The sequence below is a fragment of the Pseudoalteromonas sp. NZS100_1 genome, assembly GCF_015864285.1.
Lineage (GTDB): Bacteria > Pseudomonadota > Gammaproteobacteria > Enterobacterales > Alteromonadaceae > Pseudoalteromonas > Pseudoalteromonas arctica.
Genome location: NZ_JADYXN010000028.1, coordinates 20300 through 41922, shown reverse-complemented (window position 1 = coordinate 41922; position 21623 = coordinate 20300). Strand labels below are relative to the sequence as shown.

Below are 21623 nucleotides of genomic sequence, written 5' to 3'. Positions count from 1 at the left end.
ATGAGCAATTTCGCATCTTCCCAACCCGTCATCCTCAAGGGCCTGCGGGCGGCATGGCTCGACATCTTCAAGCCCGGCGAGGGCATGAACGGCGGCGCGCCGAAGTTCAAGTTCACCGGCCTGATGGAACCCGAAAGCGAAGCGCTGAAGATCGGCAAGGCAGCAATGCTGGAAGCCGCCACCAAGCTCTGGGGTCCCGCGAACGCCGCCAACATGATCCGCTCCATGGCTGCCAACAGCCGTGCGATCCGTGACGGCAACGACAAGATGAGCGACGACGGCACCGTGCGCCCCGAGTACGAGAACATGTTCTTCATCTCGGCCAGCAACAAGGCTGACAAGAAGCCCCAGGTGGTCACGCAGAAGAAGCACAACGGCAAGTTCGTGCAGATCACAGAAGCCGGTCGCGGCCTGGTGGATGGCATGGACGTGACCGACCAGCTCGGCTACGAGGTCAAGGTGCCATATCGTGGCTGCTACGTGAACGCCAAGGTGGAATTTGTGGCCGGCAAGTCCTTCAAGGGCAGCGACGGTCAGATCATCCCCAACCAGGTGTTCGCCCGCATCATCGCCATCCAGTTCGTGAAGGACGGCGAGGCATTCGGTAGCGGCCCGACCAGCGCTGAAGGCTTCGGCGAAGAAGAAGTCGAGACCGCCGGTCAAGGCGCCAGCGACCTGTTCTAAACCCACGGGGCTTCGGCCCCGTTTTCTGAAAGACTGAAATGACCCTGAAAATCAAAATCGAAGTGCCTACCGACGGTGGGCCGTACGAAGCCCAAGTCGCCGAGAGCAATGGCAACCCCGCTCACGTGCTTGCACCCGGCGAGGCCGTCGAACTGTACGTGCACAGCGGCAATACCATCACCGTGACCGAGCTGCCCGCGGGCACCAAGGCCGCGATGAGCGCGCAAGAGCCGAAGTAAACCCTTCGCAGAGGGGCGCTTGCCGCCCTTCTCCAAAGGGATACACAACGGGGCCTCCGCCTCCTTTCGCTGGGCTGACCACCCGGTAACTCGCCCCTTATGGCTAACACCAGGTGCCCGTGGACGTTTTACACCTAGTGCATGCGCAAACCGCTGGAGGCCGGCAACGACACAAGCGGGAATTTGGGGAACGGTCATTGAACTTTGAAATTTAGAAAGAACTGAATGCAGCGACTGTGGCTTGATAGGGAGACGTGGTGCGAGATCGACCTGAAAGAAGTCGGCACCTACCGCTACGCGGAAACCGCCGAGGACCTGCTGGTCTCCTACGCGATTGACGACGGCCCGGTCAAGGTCTGGGACTGCACCTGCGAGCCGCTGCCCGACGATCTGCGCCATGCGATGGCCGAAGCCCCCGAAGTCATCGCGCACAACGCTGCGTTCGATAAGGCCATCCACAACGGCCCACGGCAGGCCCACCTCCCCCGCATCGAGTTGACCCGCTGGCGCTGCAGCATGGCTCAGGCGCTGTCCCACGCGCTGCCCGCCAGCCTCGGTGACCTGTGCACGGTGCTCAAGGTGCCCGAGGACCAGGCCAAGAACAAGGAGGGCAAGAAGCTCATCCAGTTGTTCACCCGCCCCCAGCCAGCCAACCGCAAGGTGCAGCGCGCCACGCGGCTCACACACCCCGCCGAGTGGGAGCGCTTCAAGGTCTACGCGGCCGACGACATCACCGCCATGCGCGAGTGCGTGCGCCGCACGCCCACCTGGAATTGGGACGCCTCGGCCATTGCAGAGTGGCACTGCGACCAACGGATCAACGAGCGTGGGTTCCAGGTGGACCAGGAGTTGACACGCGCCGGTGCACGGGCGGCCATCGTAGAGAAGGAGCGCATCGGCGTGCGGTTCCGCGAGCTGACGCGCGGCGTGGTGGACCGGCCGAGCCAGCGCGACCAATTCAAGGCATTCGTGCTCAATGAGTTCGGTGTGGAATTGGAGGACACGACCAAGGACACCTTCACCCAGATGCTGAAGGCGCGCGAAAAGATCGACCCACGTCTTGCCGAGCTGATGGAGCTGTCCATGGCGTCGAACAAGACCAGCACGGCCAAGTACGCCGCACTGGACCCCGCCGTGGCGGCCGACGGACGCTTCCGTGGGGGCCTGCAGTTCGCAGGGGCCAGCCGCACCCGCCGCTGGGCTGGTCGTATGTTCCAACCCCAGAATCTGCCCAGCCGTGGCCTCCCCAAGCCCACCGCAGTCGAGCAGTACATCGAGTGCCTGAAGGCCGGGGCACACGACCTGATGTTCGACAACCTCATGTTGTTCGGTGCGGCGGCCCTGCGCGGTTGCGTGATCGCCCCTCCCGGCAAGAAGCTGGTGGTGGCGGACTTGTCCAACATCGAGGGCCGCATGCTCGCGTGGGTGGCCGGGGAAGAATGGAAGCTGCAGGCGTTCCGGGAGTACGACGCTGGCCGTGGGCCCGATTTATATAAGGTTACCGCCTCCATCATCACCGGCGTGCCGGCCATGGAGGTGCCCAAGTACATCCGCGACTCGCTAGGGAAAGTTTCAGACCTCGCCAGCGGGTACATGGGCGGTGTGTCTGGCTACCAGAAGTTCGCGGCGGCCTACAACGTCCGCATGGCCGACTACTGGGGCACTCTGCAGGAACAGGTGTCCCCCGCGCTGATCGCCAAAGCTCACGAAAACCTGAACAAGTGGGGCCGCCCGCAATTGGAGTCGCTGGAGATCAGCGAAACCGAATGGCTCGCCAGCGAGGCGTGCAAACTCGCCTGGCGCGCTCGCCACCCTGCCACCAAAGCCTTCTGGTACGACCTGCAGAACGCGGCCAAGAGCGCCCTCCGGAACTGGGGCGTGGTGTTTCCTGTTGGCAAGTACATCAAGGTGCGCTGCGTGTCCCACAAGGGTCAGCGCTGGATGGTCGTGCGGCTGCCCAGCGGGCGGCTTATCACCTACTTCCACCCGCACCTGTTGGACGACGGAACCATCGCCTACTTCGGCGAGGCAGCCGAGGAAGGCAAGACCACGCGGCAGTGGGTGAAGGTGTTCACACATGGAGGCAAGATGACCGGCAACGTCTGCCAAACCACCTCGCGCGACATCCTGGCGCCAGCGCTGCAAGTGGCCGAGGACAAGGGATACCTGCCCGTCCTCAGCGTGCACGACGAAGGCTTGACCGAAGTGCCCGACACCCCTGAATACGACGCAGACGGCCTCGTGGCGATCCTGTCCACGAACCCCGACTGGGCCCCGGGCCTGCCGCTCTCGGCCGCCGGGTTTGAAACCACTCGCTACTACAAGGGCTGATATGACCACCCAATTTTTCGATCTCATGATTGATACAGAGACTGCGGGCCTCCCGCCCACCGGAGCGCTGATGTCCATCGGCGCAGTGTTCTTCGATATGAAGACGCAGACCCTGGGCCCCACGTTCCTGCGCACCGTGCACCTGGCGACCAGCGTGCGCGATGGTGGCACCATCGACCCGTCCGCGTTCCTGTGGTGGCTGGGGCAGAGCGATGAGGCTCGCCACGGCGTGCGCTTCAACGGGCAGGACATCCGCAAGGTGCTGCAGGACTTCAGCGACTGGATCAAAGAGACCTGCCGCCACGAGGACGTGCGCCCATGGGGCAACTCGAATGCGTTCGATCTGACCATCGTCGGCGGGGCCTACAAGCGCGCCGACATCAAGACGCCTTGGTACTGGACAAATGAAAGAGATTTTCGGACCGTGCGCAACATGTACTCGGCCATCGAGTACAACCCCGCCGACAAGGGCACCGGCGCGCACAACGCGCTGGCCGACGCGCAGTTCCAGGTCGAGCACCTGTTCAAAATCGCCAACCGCAACAAGAAAGCCCCTGCATGACCCGCGAGTCCACCATCGAGCGCGCCGACAAAGAGGCCACCACCGCCCTCGGCGGCCTGAGCCTCAAGTTCGTGTCGCCCGGCCGCGCCAACGTGCCCGACCGCATCAAGCTGTTCCCGGTGCCACCGGAGCACCAGGAGATCGTCGCCCGCTACTTCCGCTTTGCGGAGTACAAGGCGCCCAACAAGAAGCCCCGGCCCGGCCAAGTGCGCGAGCACGACCGCCTGCGTGCCATGGGCTTCGCCGTAGACGTGATCGACCAAGCACCATGAGAAACGAAACCATCAACAAAGCGCTGGCCCACCTGCCCGCCACCCGCGCCGAACTGGCCGAGCGGCTGGGGGTCAAAGAGGCGCAGGCCCGCTCCATCGCCAAGAACCTCATCGACAACCGCTACGCCGAGGAATGGGGTCAGGCGCCCACGGACAAGGGTGTGTGGACTGCCGTGCTGCACGCAACAGGAAAGGTGCCGGTATGAAGAACACCCACGGCGGTACGCGCCCTGGTAGCGGCCCCAAGACGAAACCCATCAACCTCGCCCGCGTGGCCGCCCTGCGCAAGCAGGGGCTCACCCAGGCGGAGATCGTCATCAGCATGGGCAGCACTCGCTGGGTGGTGGCGCAGGCGGTGAAGAAGATCAACTCTGAAAGCAAGCAATGAAGCAAGTGAAAGTGGGAGCCCTGACCTACGCGCAGTTGATCCTGCACATGCTGGAGGGCGTTCACGACTGCCGCACCCTGGCCGAGTTGACGGGCCTACACTACGTCACCGTCCTGCAGTACACCCGCGAACTCCACGCCGCCAAGGCCGCGCACATCTGCGCATGGGACAAAGACGGACGCGGCCGGGACTCCATCAAGATTTACAAGATCGGCCCAGGGCGCGACGCCAAGCGGCAACGTAAGACGGACGCCGAACGGGCGCGAACCTACCGCAGCAAGGCCCAGCATCTGGACATGGTGCAGCGCCTGGCGGGCAGCACTGTTTCCTCAACCAACTGAAAGACCGAAATGACAATTCCCCGCATCAAACAGTGGTTCCAACTTGCCGTACCGGAGCCCACCGACAAAAACCGCGCCGTACAGCTCGGTTGCCACGCGGAAGAGTTCGCCGAGATGCTGACGGCATTGGGCTTCCAAAACACCTCGGCGAACGTCGAACTGTGGGCCAATTACATGAAGAGCGAGTTCCCGGGCGTGATGCAACCAGACCGCACCGAACTGCTTGACGCCATCTGCGACCAGATCGTCACCGCCGTCGGCGTGGCCCACATGTTCGGGCTGGACATCGAGGGCGCGCTGGCCGAGGTCACACGGAGCAACTATTCGAAATTCGTTGACGGCAAGCCGGTGTTCGATGCCAACGGCAAGATTGCCAAGCCACAGTCGTACATCAAGCCTGACCTCACGCCTTTCCTGTGACCCGCTACGCCCCTCGGGTTTATCAGCCCGCCATCACCAATCATATCCTGAACCACCCCCGCTGCTTCGTGGCGGCGTCCATGGGAACCGGCAAAGGGCCGGCCACCCTGGAGGCCCTGTCCATGCTGTTGCTGCTCGGTGAGGTCAAGCGCGTGCTCGTGCTCGGCCCCAAGCGCGTGGCCGTCAGCACGTGGCCCGGTGAGATCGAGAAGTTCAAAGCCAGCTTCGGGCACATGAAGATCGCCGTGGCCGTCGGCGATGCCGATACGCGCCGCGCCGCCATTGGCTCCGACGCGGTGATCGTTACGGCAAATTACGACGTGCTGGAATGGCTGGTGGAGTACCACGGCGCCAACTGGTCGTTCGATTGCATCGTCTGTGACGAAAGCACGAAACTCAAGAGCCTGCGCGTCAGCATCCAGACGAGCAAGTCCGGCAAGAAGTTTCTCACCGGCCAAGGGGGCAAGCGCGCCAAAGCCCTGGCCCGCGTCGCGTTGACCCGCGCCACTCGGTTCATCTGCCTGTCTGGCACGCCCGCTCCGAATGGCCTGGAAGATTTGTGGGCGCAGTATTTTTTCTTGGATTCCGGCCGACGCCTCGGAACCAGTTTCACTGCCTTCAGCCACCGCTGGTTCCGCGCCCGCCCGGGAAGCGACCCGCAGAAGCAACAGATTGAACCGCTACCTTTTGCGGACGAACAAATTCGCGCAGCCATCAAAGACATCACCATCGCGCTGGAGGCGCGCGACTACTTTGACTTACCCGAACTCATCGAGAACGACATCAAGGTTGAGATGCCATCGGCCGCCATGAAGCTCTATAAAAAAATGGAGCAAGAAATGTTCGTGGAGCTGGAAGGCAAGCCCATCGAAGCCTTCAGCGCGGCAGCCCTCTCGCAGAAGGTTTTACAAATCGCTTCTGGCGCGCTCTACACCGACGCTGACGGCGCATGGTCGCTGGTGCACGACGCCAAGATCGAGGCGCTGCAGAGCGTGGTCGAAGAGGCAGCAGGCATGCCAGTGCTCTGTGCGTACCACTTCAAGAGCGACCTGGCGCGCATCTTGAAGGCGTTCCCCAAGGCTGTGCACCTCGGCGCCGACCCGAAGATCATCGACCGCTGGAACGCGGGTGAGATTCAAATGCTCGTGGCCCACCCACAAAGCGCCGGCCACGGGTTGAGTCTCCAGCACGGAAGCAACATTCTGTGTTTCTTCTCCAGCAACTGGAGTCTTGAGGCCAGCGCGCAGATGGTCGAGCGCCTGGGCCCCACCCGCCAGGCGCAGAGCGGGTACAACCGCCCGGTGTACGTCCATCGGCTCATTGCGGCCGGAACGCTGGAAGAGGTTGTCGTGAAGCGCCTGCGCACAAAAGCCTCCATCCAAGACGCTCTCATGGAAGCCATGAAAATTTCCCGCTAAAACCCCTCACAACCCCCTTGCGCAGTTTTTGCGCGTTTGCTAAACTTCCTACCATCAACAACCGAAAGGCAATCATGGTCGGAGTAAATGGCATTGAGATCAAGGTGGGGCAGGTGTGGCGCTGCCGAGATGGTAAAGAGCGCAAAGTCGTCAGCAACGACGGGCACGACGATTGGCCGTGGGACCTCGAAAACGGCGACTCGGTGTCCGACACTGGCGCTGAGTTTTATGACGGAGAGAGCAACAGCGACCTGATCGAACTCGTCAAGGACGAGAACGGCTTCACGATCTGGCGCGGCGGTGAGCAGCCGGCGGAAACGCGCGGGAAGGTGGTCGAAGTTAGGATCGGCCGCTCGACCAAGCACGGTCCTGCCGACAGATATATGTGGAACCACTGCGGTAACGCAGACATCGCCGCCTACAAAGTGGCCGAGAAAGCCGCAGCCCCGCAGCCCTCCGACAGCGCCACCCTCGCCGAAGAAACCCTGAGCGCCCTCGGCTGGACGTTCGACGGCCAAGCGTGGACGGAGCAGCCGAAGGCTGAATTGCCCATCGGTATGGTGCCCAACGCGCTCGACGTGCAGGTCGGCGGCACCCACTACAAAGACTGCGCCATCCAACCCATCGAGTACATCCACGCCAACAAGCTCGGCTTCGCCGAAGGTAACGTGGTCAAGTACATCACGCGCCACCGCCAGAAGCACGGCGCCGACGACGTGCGCAAGGTCATTCACTACTGCCAGCTCCTGCTCGAACTGGAGTACGGCGCGGGCAAGACGGAAGGAGGTGTGTGATGGAACTCAACCGTGAGTGCTTACGGAAGGCGATGATGGCTTTCTATGACGCCCCGGGTAGTGCACATGACGGCGTAGCACCGGCCATCGAAGCCTACCTCGCCGAGATGTTCAAGCCCGGCCAGATTCAGATGCTCGAACCGCTCGAAGTGATCCCCCAGCGCGACTATCGCAAGGAACTTTGGATCGGCGTTCAACTGAAATTCGGCAGCTCCAAACACGCAGACGACGCCCTTGCGGACTTTGACATCCGATTCCACAAGGAGTCCACCCATGGATGACTTCACCATCGGCCTCGCAGTCGGCCTGTTCGCAGGCGTCTTCATCGGTGTGTGCATCGCCGCACTGCTGGTCGTCAACAAAGGAGAGAGCACATGACCCCACTCGAATGGATTTTTGCAATCGGCATGACGCTGCTTGCCCTCGGTGCCGGAGCAGCGTTCTTCATCCTCGTTACCGCTTTCAAGATGGTGCGCCAGCGCCTGGAGAAACACCAATGACACCAATCGAATGGTTTGGCCTCATCGGCTTCGCGCTGCTGGGCCTGGGCTTCGTCGCCCACCTCTACAAAGCCAACCTGAACAAGCTGCGCCTCGACGCGCTGCAGACCTACCAGTGGAAGGTCATGTGCATCGACGGGCAGTTCGCCGTGCTGGAGGGCACGCCTGTGCGTCAGGTCGGCGCGCAGAAGCCCACGGTTCGCGAGGCGATTGATGCGGCGATTTTGGAGCGCCAACATGCCAAGACGCAAGTTTGACGCTTCGATGCTCGCGCCGGAGTACTACACGCCGCCAGCGTGGATGACCGGATACCCGACGGTGCTACACGACGCGCATCTACTCACCTGGAAAAAGCACAAGGTCAGCGTGCAAAAGAAGGACTACTACCGGCGCAAGAAAGAGGAAATTCTTGCTCGCAACAAAGCGTGGCGCGAGGCCAACCCAGAAAAGGAACGCGAATGCGTCCGCAGATGGAGGGAGGCCAACCCCGAGCGTGTAGCGGAACTCCGGCGCGCAGACTATGAACGCCACCGCGAGCGCCGACTGGCAAACCAAGCCCAGCGCTGGCAGGACCTCAACGATGCCAGTGTTCGGGGCATCGTGGCGCACGGATACGGGTCTGTCGGTCTGACCAGCAAGGACGTGCCCGACGAAGTGCTCCCGATCTTCCGCACCCAGATGCTGATCAAACGTGAACTCAGAAAACAGAAAGTCGCACCATGAACCTCGAAGCACTCACCAATGAATTGACGGGTCTCTACAAAGACATCCGCGCAGGCAAAGTGGAGCCAGCAGTGGCCCACGAACTCAACAACACGGCGGCCAATATCCAAGGTGTCATCCGCCTGGGCCTGCTGAACGCCAAGCTGCAGAACAAGTCGCCAGACCTCGCTTTCTTCAAGGAAGCACGCAAGGCGGCTGTCAAGAAGGGGGTGAAGCGTGGATGACGCCGACCTGAGCCAAGACCGCGCCGAGCGCGAGGCCCCTTACCTGCTCGCAGCCAGCCGCAAGCCGACTGGCCCCACGGCCACCGGTCGGTGCCTGTACTGCGACGAGATCGTTGCCGACGACCAGCGGTGGTGCGACACAGCCTGCCGTGACGGGTGGGTGCGCGAGTCGCGGTTGCGGGGAGGTGTGCGATGAGCGAAGACGAAATGTTGGAGCTGGCTGCGAAGGCCATGCACAACCTGCGGAACCCGAATTTCTGTAACTACACCGTGGTGGATAAAGAAGTCGGTGTGTGCTTAGAACTGGGTTCTCGCCGGGGTGCGATCACGAGCTACTGGAACCCCCTCGTCAACGATGGCGATGCCCTGCTTCTGGCGGTGAAGTTGCGCATGTCGGTGACGGTCTTTGACAACGCGGTGGGTATCGGTATCAAGGGCGACTTTGGTTACCGTGAGTACGACATAACTCCAGACCCCCACGCCGCCACTCGCTGGGCCATAACCCACGCCGCCGCCGAAATTGGAAAGGCAATGCCATGAACGACAAACGATTCGAATCCTGGTGGACCAGCAACCCGGCGCGCGTGGCGCTGAACCCGGCAGCGAAGGAAGTGGCGCGCAAGGTGTGGAAGGCGGCCCAGCAGGACATGGCGACGGAACTGCTGGAGATCAACCCAGCGCCTGCTGGTGCGTCGTTCGACGCGCTGATCGCCTCGCTGACCACAGCACGCGGCGTTCCGCACGTCAAGGGGGCACCATGCTAAAACGCATCCCCCTGTTCTGCCAGGAGACTGGCTATTCTGAGAAGGCCTTGGCCCGCAAGATCGAAGACGGCGTGTGGGTCGAGGGCCGCGAGTACGTGCGGGCGCCGGATGGGCGCTTGCTGATCGACATGGATGGGTTCAACAGGTGGGCTCGTTCCGAACAAAACACCAAACCCCGGCGAAGAGTCGGAGAAAGCACCATGTGAACCTCGACCAACTGACCGCGCGCATCCGTACCGCCATCGAATGCACCACCAACCAGCTTCGCCCGCCCGTAATGGGCCCGGGGCTCCCCGAGTCCACCCGCACCGCGCTGCAGGTCCACCTCGACGCGCTCCTGAAAGAAGAGCTGCGAGCGCTTACTGGGCAAGCGCCGGAGGGCGATTTGGCTGGGTTCGCAGAGCAGAACGAAAAATTTGCGCAGGACATGGGTTTGCGCAAAGACCCCGAGCCGCCCATCTACGAAAACCTCTGGCTCCAAGCGACCAGCGACCTCAACGCCGCGATGGGCCTGGTACAGCAGAACCAAGAGTTCTTCGGCGCGCAGTGCGGCGACGACAAGATCAAGGTGATTGGCGAGTTCTTCGTCAAGTGGGCGGCCCTCATGATGGAGCCGAAGGCCGACACCACCCCCTGGTATCCCGACGATTCAGGCGACTGGGTGGAAGGCCACCCGCGCGAGCTGCCACCTAACACACCAATGGCGGGCTGGTTGTTCCGGTCCGAACGGGACAACAAAGCGTACACGACCCCGGAATCCGACTGGACCGCAGGCGAGTTGCGCAACCGGAACATCGTCGCCTACAAGGTGGTCAAGCCATGACCTACGAAGTCCAATTCCAAGTGGGCACCGCCGAGTACACCGCGCGCGGTCCCGACATCGACGGCGTGCTGCGGCTGATCCAGGGGGTGCAGGGTGTGGGGCGTGTGCCGGAGTGGATCGACTGGGCCGGCGGTGCGTGTCCCGTAGCTTCCGGTGTCGTCGTTGCCCTCCAGCCCCGTTCGGGTAGACAGACGCGCGGTGAGGGTCAAACTTTTGACTGGGGTCACACCGGCCGCCCTGGCGACATCGTGAGGTATCGCGTATGCGAGTGATCCTCCACGGCCCCGTAACCGCCGACCACCTGGCCGATGCCGAACTGATGGCCGGGATCACCCCGACCAGCTTCGTGACGAACGGCCTGTCCCACCCGCCGCGCGGCAGCCGCCTGCCCGTCGATGTCTACCCGATCTGCCCGATGCAGCCGGTGGAAACCCGGGAGCGGGCGCGGAACTACACACTTGTTTTCCACTCAGACGCATTGGTGTGTGCAGGGGGAAACGACCATCTTGTGTCTCTTGCGCGCAACTATAACCTACTGATTTACGAGGTTAATCCATGAAACGGATTTCACTGGCGCGGTTGAGACAGGTGTTGCACTACGACCCGGATAATGGCGTGTTCACGTGGCACCCCCGTGGCCTCGAAGATTTCGACGGCGATGAAAGACGATGGCGCAGTTGGAACACGCAGCATGCCGGTCGCCCTGCAGGGTGCTCAACACTGCGCTACACCAACATCCGCATCGACGGCAAAACATACTGGAGTCATCGTGTCGCATGGTTCTACACACATGGTCACTGGCCCAACGGGATTATCGACCACCGGAACGGCGACAAATATGACAACCGATTGGACAACCTTCGTGTCGTTTGCCCGATGGGCAACGCTGAAAATCGCAGGGCGCTCATGCGCGGGAAGAAGGAAGACTTACCGATAGGTGTGTTCAAGATGCCTCGTCCGGGTTTGCCCAACCCCTACATGGCGCGCATCGCAGCCAGAGGCGCCCGAAAGTATCTGGGGTGCTTCCCAACACCTGAAGCCGCATCGGCCGCCTACCTCGCGGCAAAACGAGAACTGCACGAAAGCAACACGCTATGACCGAAACAGCAGAACAACCGGCCCACAAGCTCAACGCCGACCAGACCGTGGCCGTCGCCACCGACGTGTTCTGGAACGAGGACATGACCACGTGCCCTCGCGGCGCCAAGGTCCAACTGCTCGGCGCGGGCGGCGTGGCGGTATACGGCGACTACCACGGTGATCCGTTCTGGCAGGCGTGGTGCCCGCTGCCGAAGCGTCGGAGGAAGGTATGAACTCGCATCAACGTCGTGTGGCTTTTCGCAAGCAGTACCCACACCCTGTGGTTGAGATTCGCGGTGACAAGGTGTTCGTCCTCGCCTAGAGATCGTTCTGGAGAAGGGCACTGCGCCACCCCAAACTTCGTGCACTATACGCAGAGTGGGTGGCGCAGGGACGACCTGAACCTGATCACTTCAGGCAAACACCCCTGACGTAATCCTGCAGCCCCGCTATTTGCTGGCGGGCAGTTTCAATCCCGGCTCGGAGACTGAAATAATCCCGTTCAGCGGCGTCAGTAAGTCGGGGGCCGCCTGCATCAACCACGCTGGTGGCGCCGGGGGCTTGGGGCACACCAGTTCCGGTTGGGGCGGGGCACTTGGCATTGATCCGCAGCCCGACACGGCCAGCGCGCACATCAGACTGCAGAGTTTCCAGCTTGCGCTTTTCATGGTTCAGTTCCTTCGTGTGTTTCTCGTCCAGAGCGGCCACGGCCGCCTTGCGCGCATCGTCCTCGGCGACCACCGCCTGGTACGCCTTCAGTGTCTTGTCGGCCAACACGCGCAGCACCTCGGCGTTGTCGGCCTTCGTCTTCTGATGCGCCGACTTCTCGCCGGCCACCCTCACCTGCTGCCCGGCCAGCGCCAGCAGGAGCACCACGATCAGCGCCTCGCGCCAGAATTTGAGCAGCCCGATCATGTCAGTGCTTTCAGCGCAGTCTCGTACTGCGCCTTGCGCTCGGCCAGGTGCATGAGCGCTGGCCCGTTCACCCGCCGCGTCACCTCGGTCATGTCGCCCTTGTCGGCCGGGTCGTTGCACTTGGCGTCGTGCCAGTACCAGGCTGCCGTCAGCGCGGCGTGCTTTGGCGTGGTGACCAGCGCGGGGTTGCCCACGTAGTCGTACCCCAGCGACTCGCCGGCGCGTTCGTAGTTTTTGCGCCAAGTTAGCTGCACCAAACCTCTGCCATGCATGCCTTTGTAGAGCAGTTCGCTCAGGCCCTTGGGGTTGCGTGCGTATGGCTCGGCGTCAGCCATGCTCTTGAACGCGCGGGGGTAGATGCGCGCCAACCGTGAGGCGTCCTTGTAGTACAGGCCCTCTTCCACCGCCGACAGGTGCGCCGACTCCACCGCCACGGTGGCGAGGAACGCCGCCTGGCGCTGCAGAGAGCAGATGTCGAATCGACCCATGGCATCCAGCAGGGGCTGGTGGTAGGTCTGCGCGTTTCCGTACGGCGCGCTGGTGGCCGCCGCGAGTTGTTCAACCGTGAAGGTCATGGTCATACCTCGATAATCTCAATGGTCAGGTCCGGCGCGGGGCCTTCGATTGCGCCGTTGCGGAAGAACACGCGGTCACCCACGGTGGCCTCCCCGCGTGCAGTAGCCATACCACCCTGCTCCTGGATGGTGGCAACGCCGTCGGCATAGGCGATCACCTCACCCACGCGCAACGGGTAGGTGGGGATCAGCTTCTGGAACCGGCTAAACAGGTTCGACATGTGTTTCCACCCCCAAGGTTTGCCAGATAGACGGCAGCCCAACTTCGACCTGCACGCTGCGCGTGAGACCGATGCGCTCGATGCCCCCATCCAAGTAGCGCACGAAGCTGCCCGGGGCGATGATCCCGGTCTCAGCGAGCACCGGCAGGCGCAGGCCCACTGTGGCGATGCGGCCTGTGTCGGACAGCACGGCGATACCCCGCTGGCGCGCGGCCACCGCCTCGGTGATCAGCGGGTCGATGATGGTGGGCGCCAGGTAGTCGCCAGCGGTGCCTTCTCGCGTCACGCGGCCGTTGACCCCAACCTGCTGGCCCATGACGTACACCCGGTTGTAGCGGGCCTTGTCGCGCCACTCGATGCTCTCGCGGCTCATCACCGCCGATGGCAGCTCGAAGTCGGGTGTGACGCCCGCCCAGTCCCACGGCGCCACGGGGTAGCGCGACAGGACCCGCAGCACCTCGTCGGTGTTGTGGGGCTGCAGGTACGCCGAGATCGACCCGGCCACCTGGTTCAGCGCGGTGATGTAGCTGCCCTGGTGGCTGAACACGCCCGCAGGCACGTTCCAGTCGTCCGGGTTCCACTCCACGTCCCAGCCCAGCGGCACGCCGTTGTCGGTCAGGATGTCGTTCATGAGCTGTTCAGCCGTGCGGCCAAACTCGTTGCCGAAGCTCATGATCGGCGCGTACGGGGCGTCGAGCACCGCCGCGCGGCCACGGCCACCTATGCGCAGGTCGCTCCGGCCGAACGTGCGCTCGCGGGAGATAGACTCCACGATGAAGCGGTAGGGCGTGCCGTTGATCGTCGCCTGCACGTCCACGGGCACGCCGTCCTCGGGCTCAATGTCGGCCAGCGCGTAGCCTGGTACGGAGGCGCTGAAGCTCCACGTCCACGAGTCCACGTCCAGCGACATGGACATGGACAGCGTGGGGATCGGCACCGCACCCTCAACTCGAATCAGAACTGCACTGTTGATCACCAGGTAGACCTCTTTGATCGGGACAACGACCGTGCCGCCCGGTGTTGGCCCACCGTGCCGCTCGCAAATGAAAACGAGGTGCGCGGCATCGACGTGCGCCTCGGAGAACACCAGGTGTACCGGCAACGAAGGCAGGTAGCACGGGTCCGGTCCGGGCACGGGTGGCCGAACCCAGATACCCGCCGGTGGTGGCATGGCCTCTTGGTATCGGCCGGCGAGCAGTGCACCGAACGGCAGCGCATCTTGGTAGCCTTCCAGAATTGAATTCCAGTATCCGACGGCTTCCTGAAAACGCCCTGCGGTTGAATTTCGCCGGTCGTTTAGGGTGTCCTGAAACTTGGTCGTGCGCGCACTTTGTATGCCCAGCGCTTCTTGGAATCGAGCCCAGGCGTCGTTGCGCAGTCGAATTTGGTCCTGAAATTCGGAACCCAGTGTCGTCTGCAGGGGCGCCGCCTCCTGGTAATGCGACGTGCTGTCGCTGCGCAGGCGCTCTTGGTCCTGCCATCGCAGGTCGGTGGGCGACTCAACGGGGTCTGCGTCTTGCCAACGGCTCTGCCAGTGGGGAACGAGAGGCGTGCTGTCTTGCCACACACCGCGCATCGGCTCCTGGGACGCAGCGGCCCCTTGGTAGACAGAGCGCACTTCGCCCACGTCGGGGCGCTCGGCCCCGCTCACGTATTCAAACGCAACCGCGCCTGTCAGGTCGAAAACGTCATCCGCTACCAGGTCGAAGACCCCCTCGACGTAAACGGCAACGCTCGGGATGTCGGCTGTCGGCTCATCACCGAACACCAGGTGTACCGGCAGCCCAGTGGTTGGGGCGGCCGAGAAGATCAGGCTCGTGCTCATGAGAGCGCCGTTGCGCCCAGTATCGCCCGGCCTCCTGCGTAGAGATTCACGCCGTCAGCGCCGTCCAGTTTGAACGGCCCGTCGCCCGCCATGTCGGTCACGTCGCCATCGGCGATGGGGTCACCTTCACTGGTTGCCAGCCGGCCCCACACCGCTGCCCCGTTGACTGCGATCAGGTCGCCGATCACAGACTCCTGCGTGAGCAGAATCCCTGTCAGTTCGACCGTGCCGCACGGCTTCGTGAGCACCAAGGTTGCCAGGGCGGCGCCCCCCGGAACGTCACCAGAGGTGGCCGGGCGCGTCGTGCCGTAGATTTCCAGTTGCGCGGGACCAGAGCCTGCGTCGGCCAGGTCGATCAGAGCCTGCAGCACAGCAGGTCGAGCTGACACGAGCGCAGCCGCGCGCGCAGCAGCCGAGAGTGCCAGCGTGGTCATCCTGGGTAGCCCTCGGGCTCGATGCGGTCGGCGATGACGGCGCGGAAATCGGCGCTCGGGTAGATGGCGATTACGCTGTACGTGTAGTTTTCGTCCACACCCTCGAACGCGCCTTCCCCCGTGGTCGGGTCCGACCACTCTTCGCGGATCACCTTGCCGTCAATGTCACGCACCAGGCGCACCTTGGCAAACTGCGGGGTGTACGTCTTCGGCGTGGTGGCGGGCAGAATCTCTCGCTTCACGTCGTAGGGTACGCGGCCGATGCCGCTGGGTGTCTGAAAGTCAAACGCGCTGTAGATCACCCCACCGTCCGTGGGCTGCACAGCTTGCAGCATGACCCCCGTCTTGGCGGCAGAGGCGAATGCCTTCACACCAAACCCCATCAGTGTGGTGTACTCTGGGCTAGGACCCGTTCCTGTTACGGCATCTCCCCCCTGCAAGACCAGAGCGGTGGGGAATCGAGAGGCTGTGGTGCGCGCGCCCAGCTCAATGCCTGTAACCTGTACGGCCGTTGGAAACGTCCATGTCAGCACCACCGCATCACCTCCGGTGCTCCAGTAGCAGCCTGTGGCCGTGTTGTTGTCAGACAGGTTGGTCAGCGGACCCGTGGGGGCCGCACTCGCCGTCAGCGTGGCCGCCGCATCGACGCGCGTGGCGCCGTCGAACAGGTGAAACTCAGACAGCTCAAGCGTGGACAGCGTGGGGGCCGTCATCAGCTTGGCACGCCAATATTTGTGTGCGGCCACGGCGTTACCTCCAGGGGCCGGTCACATCAACCGCGAGGGAGTTGAAACCCGACGCACTGGTCATGTTGTTCGGCGCGAGCATGTTCACGCGAGCACGACCATCTGTGTCGTAGAAGATTTGATGCTCGGAGAGTACAGTTTCGGCGCCGAAGTGCAGTGACAACCTGCCCCCCGGTATGTCCGCACGAATGCCTGTTTGCGATTGCGAGTCCCGCACCATGATCGGCGTGAACGGGACACGTCCATTCACGGTGTTGGGCAAGAAACTAAGGTTGTACGCGGTGTACGGCGAGACTTCTGGTTGTATCGCGGTCCCCGTCCCGTCTACCTTGCGAGGTATCGCGCGCGTTGCTACGTCCGAAGACAGGATGTACTGACCACCGTAGCTTTCCCACACCGAACCTGGCGCGCCGGTCAGCATGGTTGCGTAGGCGTCCCCGGACCGACTATGCGGCACGAGGTCGCCAAAAAAGTAAGCCGCACCACCGTTGGCTGTTGGCCCTCCGGTCGTCACATACGCCGCAGCGTTGAAGTAGAAGGCACGGCTGTCGGCCGCAATCGCCCACGCCACGTCCGCGGAACCAGCCGTGTGAGACTTACCCCAATAGAAACCGCCACTGAGCTGCGCGCTCGTAGGAAAAAGACCTGTGCCGGTAGACACCGCAGTCATATTCTCGTACCCGACCACCCGCGCCGCCGTCGTGCCGGTGTCGTTGACGCGCAGAAACTGCCCGTGGGCCTGCGGGTCGGCCGACTTGTAGACTGCCAAGTTGGTGCCGGTGTAAACCTTCGTCCAGCCAGCCGCAGCCATCTTCACCGTGATTGTGCCGGTGGCTGTGCCGTCAGCTTCAGCAGTTGCCCACCGGATGACGTTCGGTGCCACCGCGGTCACCTTCTGTTCGCCATTCAACCCAGCAGGTGTCGCCCCTGCGACCAGCACCACCGACTCGACGGCGGCTGCGTGATCGGCTGGAAATGTGGCCGTGGCTACACCACCCGTGATGATCACCGACGAGGCGGTCTGACTGCCCCAACCGTTTACCAAACAGGCGTCCAGCAAAGAGATCAGACTGCCAACTTGGCCGCGCAACGCTGGTGCACCCGGCATGGTGCTGCGGAAGAGTTTGACGGACGTGTCAACCGGAGAGGTCATCGGAAATCCTTACGGGCGATCCACGCCACCGCGTGTGATCAGAGAGAACGAATAGTCCAGGCCGGCTTCTGGGCCCTGCTGCACCGTGCGCGCCACCCACACGGGGAACTGCGCACCGACAGTGTTCATGCGTACGATATTTCCCACCGACCAGCCGGAACCCCAACCGGTTTCCAGAATGGTGAAGTACGGCGTACCAGTGGCCGGATTGTTCGGCGAGCAGTCAGCATTGATGGTCCCGGTCCCGATCACACCGACATGTTCGCCAATGATCTGGAATGCCGTGGTGCTGGTGAAACGGAAAGCCCATCGCTCCGTCACGGCACCAAGGTTGTTCACCTCTACGGGGGCCAGCGTGTTGTTGTAGGTCCCCGTGGCAGGAGAGCCGTCCACCACATCCGACCATGTGGTGCCATCCCAGGAGCCTTGGTCGAACATCAAGGACATGCGGCTACGCAGGTCTCCCGCGATCAGGGCGCCCGAGACGTAGCTACCTGGCACCGGAAAGTCGTGTGTGAGCTGACGTGTTAAGCCAATCTGGCCTGTGATCTGCACATCGCTGACCTGGGCCAAGTCCTCGATGCGGTGCTCGATGGTGATGGGTTGGCTCCAACCGGTGGTGTCCACAATCGTCACCGTTCCTGCTTCCAGGTTGGCCGTGTAGCCAGTGTTGATCGTGTCACCGTCATCGCCGATCACCCGAACGCGAGACAGGCGCGTGCGGGCCAGGTCGATGGTTTGCCCGTTCGACACAGTGGCCGGACTGGTTACCGCCGTATGGCCGACCACGGCGAAGCCACCGGGGCGGAAAATGGGAACGCGACCATCTTGTGGCAGCCGCACGGGGTCCAGGCCCAACACGTCGGCGTCCAGCGGGAGGTAGAAGTAAGCCACGCTGTTGTAGCGCAGTGTGGTTGGGTCCACAGGCCATGGGCGCCAGATTTTCAGCGCCTCAACTGCGCCCACGTCGTCCGCGTCGTACCACCACTCCAGCTTCTGCTCGACGGTCAGCGAGGTGTCGAGAACGTAGTCGCCGAACTGCAACTCGACCACGCCCGTCTCGAAGTCCACCTTGCCGCGCAGGTGTGTCCCCGCGATCACGCCGTCGATGCCCGCGCTGGCGGTGATCGCGTTACCCTCCGTGTCCGACAGGTTCATCACGAACCCGGCGGGCTTCAGGGGGGCGATCTGGGTGCGCATGAAAATGCTGGCAGTCGTCCACTTCTGACGCACAGTCCAGAGGCTTGTGATGGTCAGGTCTTCGGCGTCGTAGAGGGGGTCCACCACGTAGTCTGTGATCTCGGCGATGCCGCCCGCGTAGTTGACTCGGCCTGCGAAAAAACCGGTGCCCGGGGTCGTGCGATCCCGAATCAGGTCGCCGTCGTAGTCCGCATAGGTGTGACCCATCCAGGTGAACTGCACGCTGTTTGGCACCACGTAGTCGCTGGTGTATGGGCACAGGTCAATCGTGATGGTCGGGGGCTTGAAGCTGTACTCCGTAGTGACCGTGCTGGCGAAGTCTGTCGCGTACGTCACCGTCAGCGTCGAAGCGGCCAACAGCTCTTCACCCACGGATGTGTCGCCGTACTCCCCGCCTTTCTGCGCGCTGTCACCTCCGGTGGAAGGCTCCAGATAGCTCTCGAAGGATTCGGCATCTTCGTGATCGCTTTTGTATCCTTCCGTCGTCAGGTCAAGCTCGACCAGGCGCACATTCAGCGCGCCCGTGCCGTAGTTGACCGTGCCGAAATCACCGAGGCCACCCGTGCCGTCGTCAGTGAGTTCGTTGACCAAGGTTTCCTGTGTCTTCTCGGTCTTGTAGGTTGTCTTCGTGTGCGAAGAGCCTGCTGTGACCTTGCGCGATGCGCGGCGGCGCTGGGGTTCGAGGTATGCGTATCCGGTTGCCATGTGTTATGCCCCTGCGAGGAAATAGGTCTTGAGCACGCCGTCACGGCTCATCAGCGATTTTTGGCCTGCCGTCAGGTCACCGGAAGACCACACGGCTCCGCCAGATGCCGGAGGGTCGTACACGTTCCCAAAGCCTGCAAGGCTGCTTGGAATCACGTTGACGTACACAGTAGCGCCGTTGTCGTCTCGAATGCCGCCCGGATAGACGCCACCAACGGCCACCGCGCCGGTCGTAGCGCTGCCGCTCACCAATGGATCGCGCACCACGTCTGCCGGGGCTTTGATCGTGAGGGGAACGCTGGGGTTTGGCACAGGCCAAGAACCGGCGTTGTAGTTGTAGAGAACAACCGACTGGCCCACCGTGATGGACGACGGATTTTCCACGAAAACGTGGTGCGTGCTGTTCACCAGCCAGCCGGAGACTGTTGGTACAGAGAAGGACCCTTGACCCCCTGACACGGTGAACGTGCCGGAGGTTGCGCCAAGGCCGCCACCTTTAAGGGTGATGGTCGTCCAGGAGTACGTGCCGTCCGCGCCGGGGCCTGCGTCAAAGGTTAAGTTGAACGCCGTTCCGCTCAAGACCTGCGGGTTGCCGCATTCCAGCCAGGCGTAGGATGTGGACGAACCGCCCCCGCCGCCCCCACCCCCGCCGGTACTGCCCCCACCGCCAGAGCGCGGCGGGTCTACGATCACGGCGCCGTTGTACTCGATCTCCGTGCTGCTTTCACTCACCAGATCGCTGGTCCCGCTGCTGTTGCTGACGTTGCGCACCGTGATCCAACGGGCGGTGATGGTCCCAGCCAGGGGCGGTTCGCTCAAGGTGATGGTCACAAAACCGCCGGCGTCGGGGCTAAGGCCGGCGAAACTCTCGCTGCGGGCCGACGTGTAGGCGTATTCGGTGTTGAACTCGCCGCCTGGGTCGATCATCGCCAAAGGTTTGAGGGAGATGAACCCGCTGTTGTACGTGATGCTGCCTGTAGCGTCTCCGGTGAAACCGCCTGTGCCGTTGTCGGTTGCGGTCTTCAACACACCCCCAGACTCCCAGGTCACGACGACGGACCCTGGTTCCAAGGGGGAGTGCGGTACGGTCCACGACAATTCGGGCATCCGAAAACCGATGGCGGCAGATCGGTTGGTGTACGCAGACTTCTCACCCCACGAGTAGATGATGGATGAGCCAACGTCTGGCATCGAGGGGAACGTTACGGCGATGGAGCCGTTGTCGTAGTTGACGGTGCCAACCCCCGTGCCCGTCAGGTTGCCGAGACCGTCGTCCTGGATGGTGTACCAACTACCGAGCGCCCGGAAGGAAACCACCAAGGAGTTCGCAGCCGGGAACGGCCGCAGGATGTCAACGAAATTGAAGCCGCGGTTTTCCTGCCCGATCTTGATGCGCTTGCTGTGCGGCGCGGCGCCAACGGTAACAAGCCGTGGCGTCTCGGCCAAGACCAAGGATCGCTGTGCGGAAGGCCGCTGGTCGAGCGCACTGACTTCCGTCCGCGCGTTGGGAACCAGTTGGGTGTAGACGCTCTCCACCTGCACCGTTGCGTCGCCGATAGCCCCCGCCGATTCCAGGGCAACGACACCGTGGTACGACCCGGCATCCGCGACGGTGGTGTCACGGACCTTAGTCTTGCCGTCGGCCACGGCGAAAAGCCGGGATGGGGGTGAGCCAGGGAAGTTGACGCGCAAGGCATCGCTGATGTCACAGGTGACAACTTCCGCTTCAAAGTCCACCAAACCGCCGCCAACCAGTTCGGTGTAGGTGCCGATGGTGCTTTCCACCCGCGTCGTGCGCACGTACTGCACGATCTCGTCGGGGGTGTCTTCGTCGGCCACCAGTACCAGGGTGCGGCCCACAGCGGGGAGCGGGGACCCGGGGCGTTGGAACAACTGGATCGCCCGCTGACCAGCGACGTGGTTCTCCAGCAAGAAGCCCGGAAGTGCGGGGCCTTTCACCAGATAGGCTTCGATGAAATCCGCAGCGTTGGTGCGCGTGTCAAAGGTCTCGCCGGTAGAGAAGACCGTGATGCTCACGTTCGGATCATTAGGGGGCTCGGCCACAATGAAATTGGTGCCCAGCAGCGTGTCACGGTCGCCCGTCTGGACGTGCACATGCACTTTGCGCAGGTTCACCCGACCGCCCGCGCGGTCCAGCTCGCTGATGTCCGGGAAGATGTTGTTGCTCTCACCGTCCTGGATGATCGTCGCCGTGGGGGCACCGCCGCCTTCGCTCACGTCATCCATCACCGCCGACGCTACCAGGCGGACATCGCCTTTCAAGAT

At 62.8% G+C, this 21623-nt stretch carries 32 protein-coding genes; 23 read left to right on the top strand and 9 right to left on the bottom strand.

The window, feature by feature from the left end; translation table 11 throughout:
- The 23 genes from I6F66_RS16460 to I6F66_RS16355 all read left to right on the top strand — a co-directional run bounded on the left by I6F66_RS16460 (position 1) and on the right by I6F66_RS16355 (position 11796).
- Positions 1 to 684: an ssDNA-binding protein gene (locus I6F66_RS16460; protein WP_114488338.1), complete on the top strand. Its 684-nt coding sequence runs from the start codon at positions 1 to 3 to the stop codon at positions 682 to 684.
- 38 nt (positions 685 to 722) lie between these two features.
- On the top strand, positions 723 to 923 hold the full coding sequence (locus tag I6F66_RS16455; protein WP_114488337.1) for a hypothetical protein: 201 nt from the start codon (positions 723 to 725) through the stop codon (positions 921 to 923).
- Between the two features lie 225 nt (positions 924 to 1148).
- Entirely contained in the window at positions 1149 to 3254 is a 2106-nt protein-coding gene (locus tag I6F66_RS16450; protein WP_114488336.1) for a DNA polymerase I, read from the top strand.
- Position 3255: 1 nt separating this feature from the next.
- Positions 3256 to 3816: a 3'-5' exonuclease gene (locus I6F66_RS16445; protein WP_114488335.1), complete on the top strand. Its 561-nt coding sequence runs from the start codon at positions 3256 to 3258 to the stop codon at positions 3814 to 3816.
- Positions 3813 to 4088 (top strand): VRR-NUC domain-containing protein, encoded by a 276-nt coding sequence (locus I6F66_RS16440; protein ID WP_114488334.1) that lies wholly within the window; start codon positions 3813 to 3815, stop codon positions 4086 to 4088. The genes I6F66_RS16445 and I6F66_RS16440 overlap by 4 nt, the downstream gene beginning before the upstream one ends.
- Positions 4085 to 4294 carry a hypothetical protein gene (locus tag I6F66_RS16435; RefSeq protein ID WP_114488333.1) on the top strand — a complete coding sequence of 70 codons (210 nt, stop codon included), beginning with the start codon at positions 4085 to 4087 and terminating at the stop codon, positions 4292 to 4294. Before I6F66_RS16440 ends, I6F66_RS16435 begins: the two co-directional genes overlap by 4 nt.
- Positions 4291 to 4476 carry a hypothetical protein gene (locus tag I6F66_RS16430; protein WP_114488332.1) on the top strand — a complete coding sequence of 62 codons (186 nt, stop codon included), beginning with the start codon at positions 4291 to 4293 and terminating at the stop codon, positions 4474 to 4476. Before I6F66_RS16435 ends, I6F66_RS16430 begins: the two co-directional genes overlap by 4 nt.
- The gene (locus I6F66_RS16425) at positions 4473 to 4817 is read left to right on the top strand and encodes a hypothetical protein (protein ID WP_114488331.1); all 345 of its coding nucleotides are present in this window, start codon (positions 4473 to 4475) and stop codon (positions 4815 to 4817) included. Before I6F66_RS16430 ends, I6F66_RS16425 begins: the two co-directional genes overlap by 4 nt.
- A gap of 9 nt (positions 4818 to 4826) precedes the next feature.
- Positions 4827 to 5237, top strand: a complete 411-nt coding sequence (locus tag I6F66_RS16420) for a nucleoside triphosphate pyrophosphohydrolase family protein (protein ID WP_114488330.1) — start codon at positions 4827 to 4829, stop codon at positions 5235 to 5237.
- The gene (locus I6F66_RS16415) at positions 5234 to 6655 is read left to right on the top strand and encodes a DEAD/DEAH box helicase (protein WP_328588000.1); all 1422 of its coding nucleotides are present in this window, start codon (positions 5234 to 5236) and stop codon (positions 6653 to 6655) included. Before I6F66_RS16420 ends, I6F66_RS16415 begins: the two co-directional genes overlap by 4 nt.
- 74 nt (positions 6656 to 6729) lie before the next feature.
- Positions 6730 to 7449: a DUF3310 domain-containing protein gene (locus I6F66_RS16410; protein WP_197161732.1), complete on the top strand. Its 720-nt coding sequence runs from the start codon at positions 6730 to 6732 to the stop codon at positions 7447 to 7449.
- Positions 7449 to 7730 (top strand): hypothetical protein, encoded by a 282-nt coding sequence (locus I6F66_RS16405; RefSeq protein ID WP_114488328.1) that lies wholly within the window; start codon positions 7449 to 7451, stop codon positions 7728 to 7730. The genes I6F66_RS16410 and I6F66_RS16405 overlap by 1 nt, the downstream gene beginning before the upstream one ends.
- Positions 7731 to 7823: 93 nt before the next feature.
- Positions 7824 to 7949, top strand: a complete 126-nt coding sequence (locus I6F66_RS22785) for a hypothetical protein (protein ID WP_267907111.1) — start codon at positions 7824 to 7826, stop codon at positions 7947 to 7949.
- Positions 7946 to 8206: a hypothetical protein gene (locus I6F66_RS16400; protein ID WP_114488327.1), complete on the top strand. Its 261-nt coding sequence runs from the start codon at positions 7946 to 7948 to the stop codon at positions 8204 to 8206. The genes I6F66_RS22785 and I6F66_RS16400 overlap by 4 nt, the downstream gene beginning before the upstream one ends.
- Entirely contained in the window at positions 8187 to 8672 is a 486-nt protein-coding gene (locus I6F66_RS16395) for a hypothetical protein (protein WP_114488326.1), read from the top strand. The genes I6F66_RS16400 and I6F66_RS16395 overlap by 20 nt, the downstream gene beginning before the upstream one ends.
- Positions 8669 to 8896 carry a hypothetical protein gene (locus I6F66_RS16390; protein WP_114488325.1) on the top strand — a complete coding sequence of 76 codons (228 nt, stop codon included), beginning with the start codon at positions 8669 to 8671 and terminating at the stop codon, positions 8894 to 8896. Before I6F66_RS16395 ends, I6F66_RS16390 begins: the two co-directional genes overlap by 4 nt.
- A 192-nt stretch (positions 8897 to 9088) precedes the next feature.
- A complete protein-coding gene (locus I6F66_RS16385) occupies positions 9089 to 9436 on the top strand; it encodes a hypothetical protein (protein ID WP_114488324.1) in 348 nt (115 codons plus the stop codon).
- Entirely contained in the window at positions 9433 to 9660 is a 228-nt protein-coding gene (locus I6F66_RS16380) for a hypothetical protein (protein ID WP_114488323.1), read from the top strand. Before I6F66_RS16385 ends, I6F66_RS16380 begins: the two co-directional genes overlap by 4 nt.
- Positions 9654 to 9866, top strand: coding sequence for an excisionase (locus tag I6F66_RS16375; RefSeq protein ID WP_114488322.1), 213 nt, complete (start codon positions 9654 to 9656; stop codon positions 9864 to 9866). Before I6F66_RS16380 ends, I6F66_RS16375 begins: the two co-directional genes overlap by 7 nt.
- Complete coding sequence (locus I6F66_RS16370) at positions 9863 to 10483, top strand: hypothetical protein (RefSeq protein ID WP_114488321.1); 621 nt, start codon at positions 9863 to 9865, stop codon at positions 10481 to 10483. The genes I6F66_RS16375 and I6F66_RS16370 overlap by 4 nt, the downstream gene beginning before the upstream one ends.
- A gap of 262 nt (positions 10484 to 10745) precedes the next feature.
- Positions 10746 to 11042 carry a hypothetical protein gene (locus tag I6F66_RS16365; RefSeq protein ID WP_114488319.1) on the top strand — a complete coding sequence of 99 codons (297 nt, stop codon included), beginning with the start codon at positions 10746 to 10748 and terminating at the stop codon, positions 11040 to 11042.
- Complete coding sequence (locus I6F66_RS16360; protein WP_114488318.1) at positions 11039 to 11581, top strand: HNH endonuclease signature motif containing protein; 543 nt, start codon at positions 11039 to 11041, stop codon at positions 11579 to 11581. Before I6F66_RS16365 ends, I6F66_RS16360 begins: the two co-directional genes overlap by 4 nt.
- A complete protein-coding gene (locus I6F66_RS16355; protein ID WP_114488317.1) occupies positions 11578 to 11796 on the top strand; it encodes a hypothetical protein in 219 nt (72 codons plus the stop codon). Before I6F66_RS16360 ends, I6F66_RS16355 begins: the two co-directional genes overlap by 4 nt.
- A gap of 175 nt (positions 11797 to 11971) precedes the next feature.
- Here I6F66_RS16355 and I6F66_RS16350 read toward each other — a convergent pair whose 3' ends face one another.
- From I6F66_RS16350 to I6F66_RS16310, 9 genes are read right to left on the bottom strand one after another with little or no spacing between them, the layout of a single operon-like run.
- Positions 11972 to 12478 (bottom strand): lysis protein, encoded by a 507-nt coding sequence (locus I6F66_RS16350; protein WP_114488316.1) that lies wholly within the window; start codon positions 12476 to 12478, stop codon positions 11972 to 11974.
- On the bottom strand, positions 12475 to 13053 hold the full coding sequence (locus tag I6F66_RS16345; protein WP_181870817.1) for a glycoside hydrolase family 19 protein: 579 nt from the start codon (positions 13051 to 13053) through the stop codon (positions 12475 to 12477). The genes I6F66_RS16350 and I6F66_RS16345 overlap by 4 nt, the downstream gene beginning before the upstream one ends.
- Positions 13054 to 13055: 2 nt before the next feature.
- Positions 13056 to 13274, bottom strand: coding sequence for a hypothetical protein (locus I6F66_RS16340; RefSeq protein WP_114488314.1), 219 nt, complete (start codon positions 13272 to 13274; stop codon positions 13056 to 13058).
- Positions 13258 to 15099 carry a hypothetical protein gene (locus I6F66_RS16335; RefSeq protein ID WP_197099271.1) on the bottom strand — a complete coding sequence of 614 codons (1842 nt, stop codon included), beginning with the start codon at positions 15097 to 15099 and terminating at the stop codon, positions 13258 to 13260. The genes I6F66_RS16340 and I6F66_RS16335 overlap by 17 nt, the downstream gene beginning before the upstream one ends.
- On the bottom strand, positions 15096 to 15533 hold the full coding sequence (locus tag I6F66_RS16330; protein ID WP_114488115.1) for a hypothetical protein: 438 nt from the start codon (positions 15531 to 15533) through the stop codon (positions 15096 to 15098). The genes I6F66_RS16335 and I6F66_RS16330 overlap by 4 nt, the downstream gene beginning before the upstream one ends.
- Entirely contained in the window at positions 15530 to 16279 is a 750-nt protein-coding gene (locus I6F66_RS16325; RefSeq protein ID WP_114488114.1) for a hypothetical protein, read from the bottom strand. The genes I6F66_RS16330 and I6F66_RS16325 overlap by 4 nt, the downstream gene beginning before the upstream one ends.
- 4 nt (positions 16280 to 16283) lie before the next feature.
- A complete protein-coding gene (locus tag I6F66_RS16320; RefSeq protein WP_114488113.1) occupies positions 16284 to 17432 on the bottom strand; it encodes a hypothetical protein in 1149 nt (382 codons plus the stop codon).
- Positions 17433 to 17441: 9 nt separating this feature from the next.
- Entirely contained in the window at positions 17442 to 19337 is a 1896-nt protein-coding gene (locus I6F66_RS16315; RefSeq protein ID WP_114488112.1) for a hypothetical protein, read from the bottom strand.
- A 3-nt stretch (positions 19338 to 19340) separates the two neighbouring features.
- On the bottom strand, positions 19341 to 21620 hold the full coding sequence (locus tag I6F66_RS16310) for a hypothetical protein (RefSeq protein WP_197209481.1): 2280 nt from the start codon (positions 21618 to 21620) through the stop codon (positions 19341 to 19343).
- Between the last annotated feature and the right edge of the window lie 3 nt (positions 21621 to 21623).

Bases quoted from the DNA above. Each gene is read 5' to 3' on its own strand.
- I6F66_RS16345 (WP_181870817.1), bottom strand. From the start codon at position 13,053: ATGACCTTCACGGTTGAACAACTCGCGGCGGCCACCAGCGCGCCGTAC.
- I6F66_RS16320 (WP_114488113.1), bottom strand. From the start codon at position 17,432: ATGACCTCTCCGGTTGACACGTCCGTCAAACTCTTCCGCAGCACCATG.
- I6F66_RS16400 (WP_114488327.1), top strand. From the start codon at position 7,946: ATGACACCAATCGAATGGTTTGGCCTCATCGGCTTCGCGCTGCTGGGC.
- I6F66_RS16410 (WP_197161732.1), top strand. From the start codon at position 6,730: ATGGTCGGAGTAAATGGCATTGAGATCAAGGTGGGGCAGGTGTGGCGC.
- I6F66_RS16340 (WP_114488314.1), bottom strand. From the start codon at position 13,274: ATGTCGAACCTGTTTAGCCGGTTCCAGAAGCTGATCCCCACCTACCCG.
- I6F66_RS16365 (WP_114488319.1), top strand. From the start codon at position 10,746: ATGCGAGTGATCCTCCACGGCCCCGTAACCGCCGACCACCTGGCCGAT.
- I6F66_RS16360 (WP_114488318.1), top strand. From the start codon at position 11,039: ATGAAACGGATTTCACTGGCGCGGTTGAGACAGGTGTTGCACTACGAC.
- I6F66_RS16435 (WP_114488333.1), top strand. From the start codon at position 4,085: ATGAGAAACGAAACCATCAACAAAGCGCTGGCCCACCTGCCCGCCACC.
- I6F66_RS16315 (WP_114488112.1), bottom strand. From the start codon at position 19,337: ATGGCAACCGGATACGCATACCTCGAACCCCAGCGCCGCCGCGCATCG.
- I6F66_RS16380 (WP_114488323.1), top strand. From the start codon at position 9,433: ATGAACGACAAACGATTCGAATCCTGGTGGACCAGCAACCCGGCGCGC.
- I6F66_RS16395 (WP_114488326.1), top strand. From the start codon at position 8,187: ATGCCAAGACGCAAGTTTGACGCTTCGATGCTCGCGCCGGAGTACTAC.
- I6F66_RS22785 (WP_267907111.1), top strand. From the start codon at position 7,824: ATGACCCCACTCGAATGGATTTTTGCAATCGGCATGACGCTGCTTGCC.
- I6F66_RS16350 (WP_114488316.1), bottom strand. From the start codon at position 12,478: ATGATCGGGCTGCTCAAATTCTGGCGCGAGGCGCTGATCGTGGTGCTC.
- I6F66_RS16355 (WP_114488317.1), top strand. From the start codon at position 11,578: ATGACCGAAACAGCAGAACAACCGGCCCACAAGCTCAACGCCGACCAG.
- I6F66_RS16455 (WP_114488337.1), top strand. From the start codon at position 723: ATGACCCTGAAAATCAAAATCGAAGTGCCTACCGACGGTGGGCCGTAC.
- I6F66_RS16445 (WP_114488335.1), top strand. From the start codon at position 3,256: ATGACCACCCAATTTTTCGATCTCATGATTGATACAGAGACTGCGGGC.
- I6F66_RS16385 (WP_114488324.1), top strand. From the start codon at position 9,089: ATGAGCGAAGACGAAATGTTGGAGCTGGCTGCGAAGGCCATGCACAAC.
- I6F66_RS16430 (WP_114488332.1), top strand. From the start codon at position 4,291: ATGAAGAACACCCACGGCGGTACGCGCCCTGGTAGCGGCCCCAAGACG.
- I6F66_RS16390 (WP_114488325.1), top strand. From the start codon at position 8,669: ATGAACCTCGAAGCACTCACCAATGAATTGACGGGTCTCTACAAAGAC.
- I6F66_RS16330 (WP_114488115.1), bottom strand. From the start codon at position 15,533: ATGACCACGCTGGCACTCTCGGCTGCTGCGCGCGCGGCTGCGCTCGTG.
- I6F66_RS16335 (WP_197099271.1), bottom strand. From the start codon at position 15,099: ATGAGCACGAGCCTGATCTTCTCGGCCGCCCCAACCACTGGGCTGCCG.
- I6F66_RS16405 (WP_114488328.1), top strand. From the start codon at position 7,449: ATGGAACTCAACCGTGAGTGCTTACGGAAGGCGATGATGGCTTTCTAT.
- I6F66_RS16425 (WP_114488331.1), top strand. From the start codon at position 4,473: ATGAAGCAAGTGAAAGTGGGAGCCCTGACCTACGCGCAGTTGATCCTG.
- I6F66_RS16450 (WP_114488336.1), top strand. From the start codon at position 1,149: ATGCAGCGACTGTGGCTTGATAGGGAGACGTGGTGCGAGATCGACCTG.
- I6F66_RS16420 (WP_114488330.1), top strand. From the start codon at position 4,827: ATGACAATTCCCCGCATCAAACAGTGGTTCCAACTTGCCGTACCGGAG.
- I6F66_RS16375 (WP_114488322.1), top strand. From the start codon at position 9,654: ATGCTAAAACGCATCCCCCTGTTCTGCCAGGAGACTGGCTATTCTGAG.
- I6F66_RS16460 (WP_114488338.1), top strand. From the start codon at position 1: ATGAGCAATTTCGCATCTTCCCAACCCGTCATCCTCAAGGGCCTGCGG.
- I6F66_RS16440 (WP_114488334.1), top strand. From the start codon at position 3,813: ATGACCCGCGAGTCCACCATCGAGCGCGCCGACAAAGAGGCCACCACC.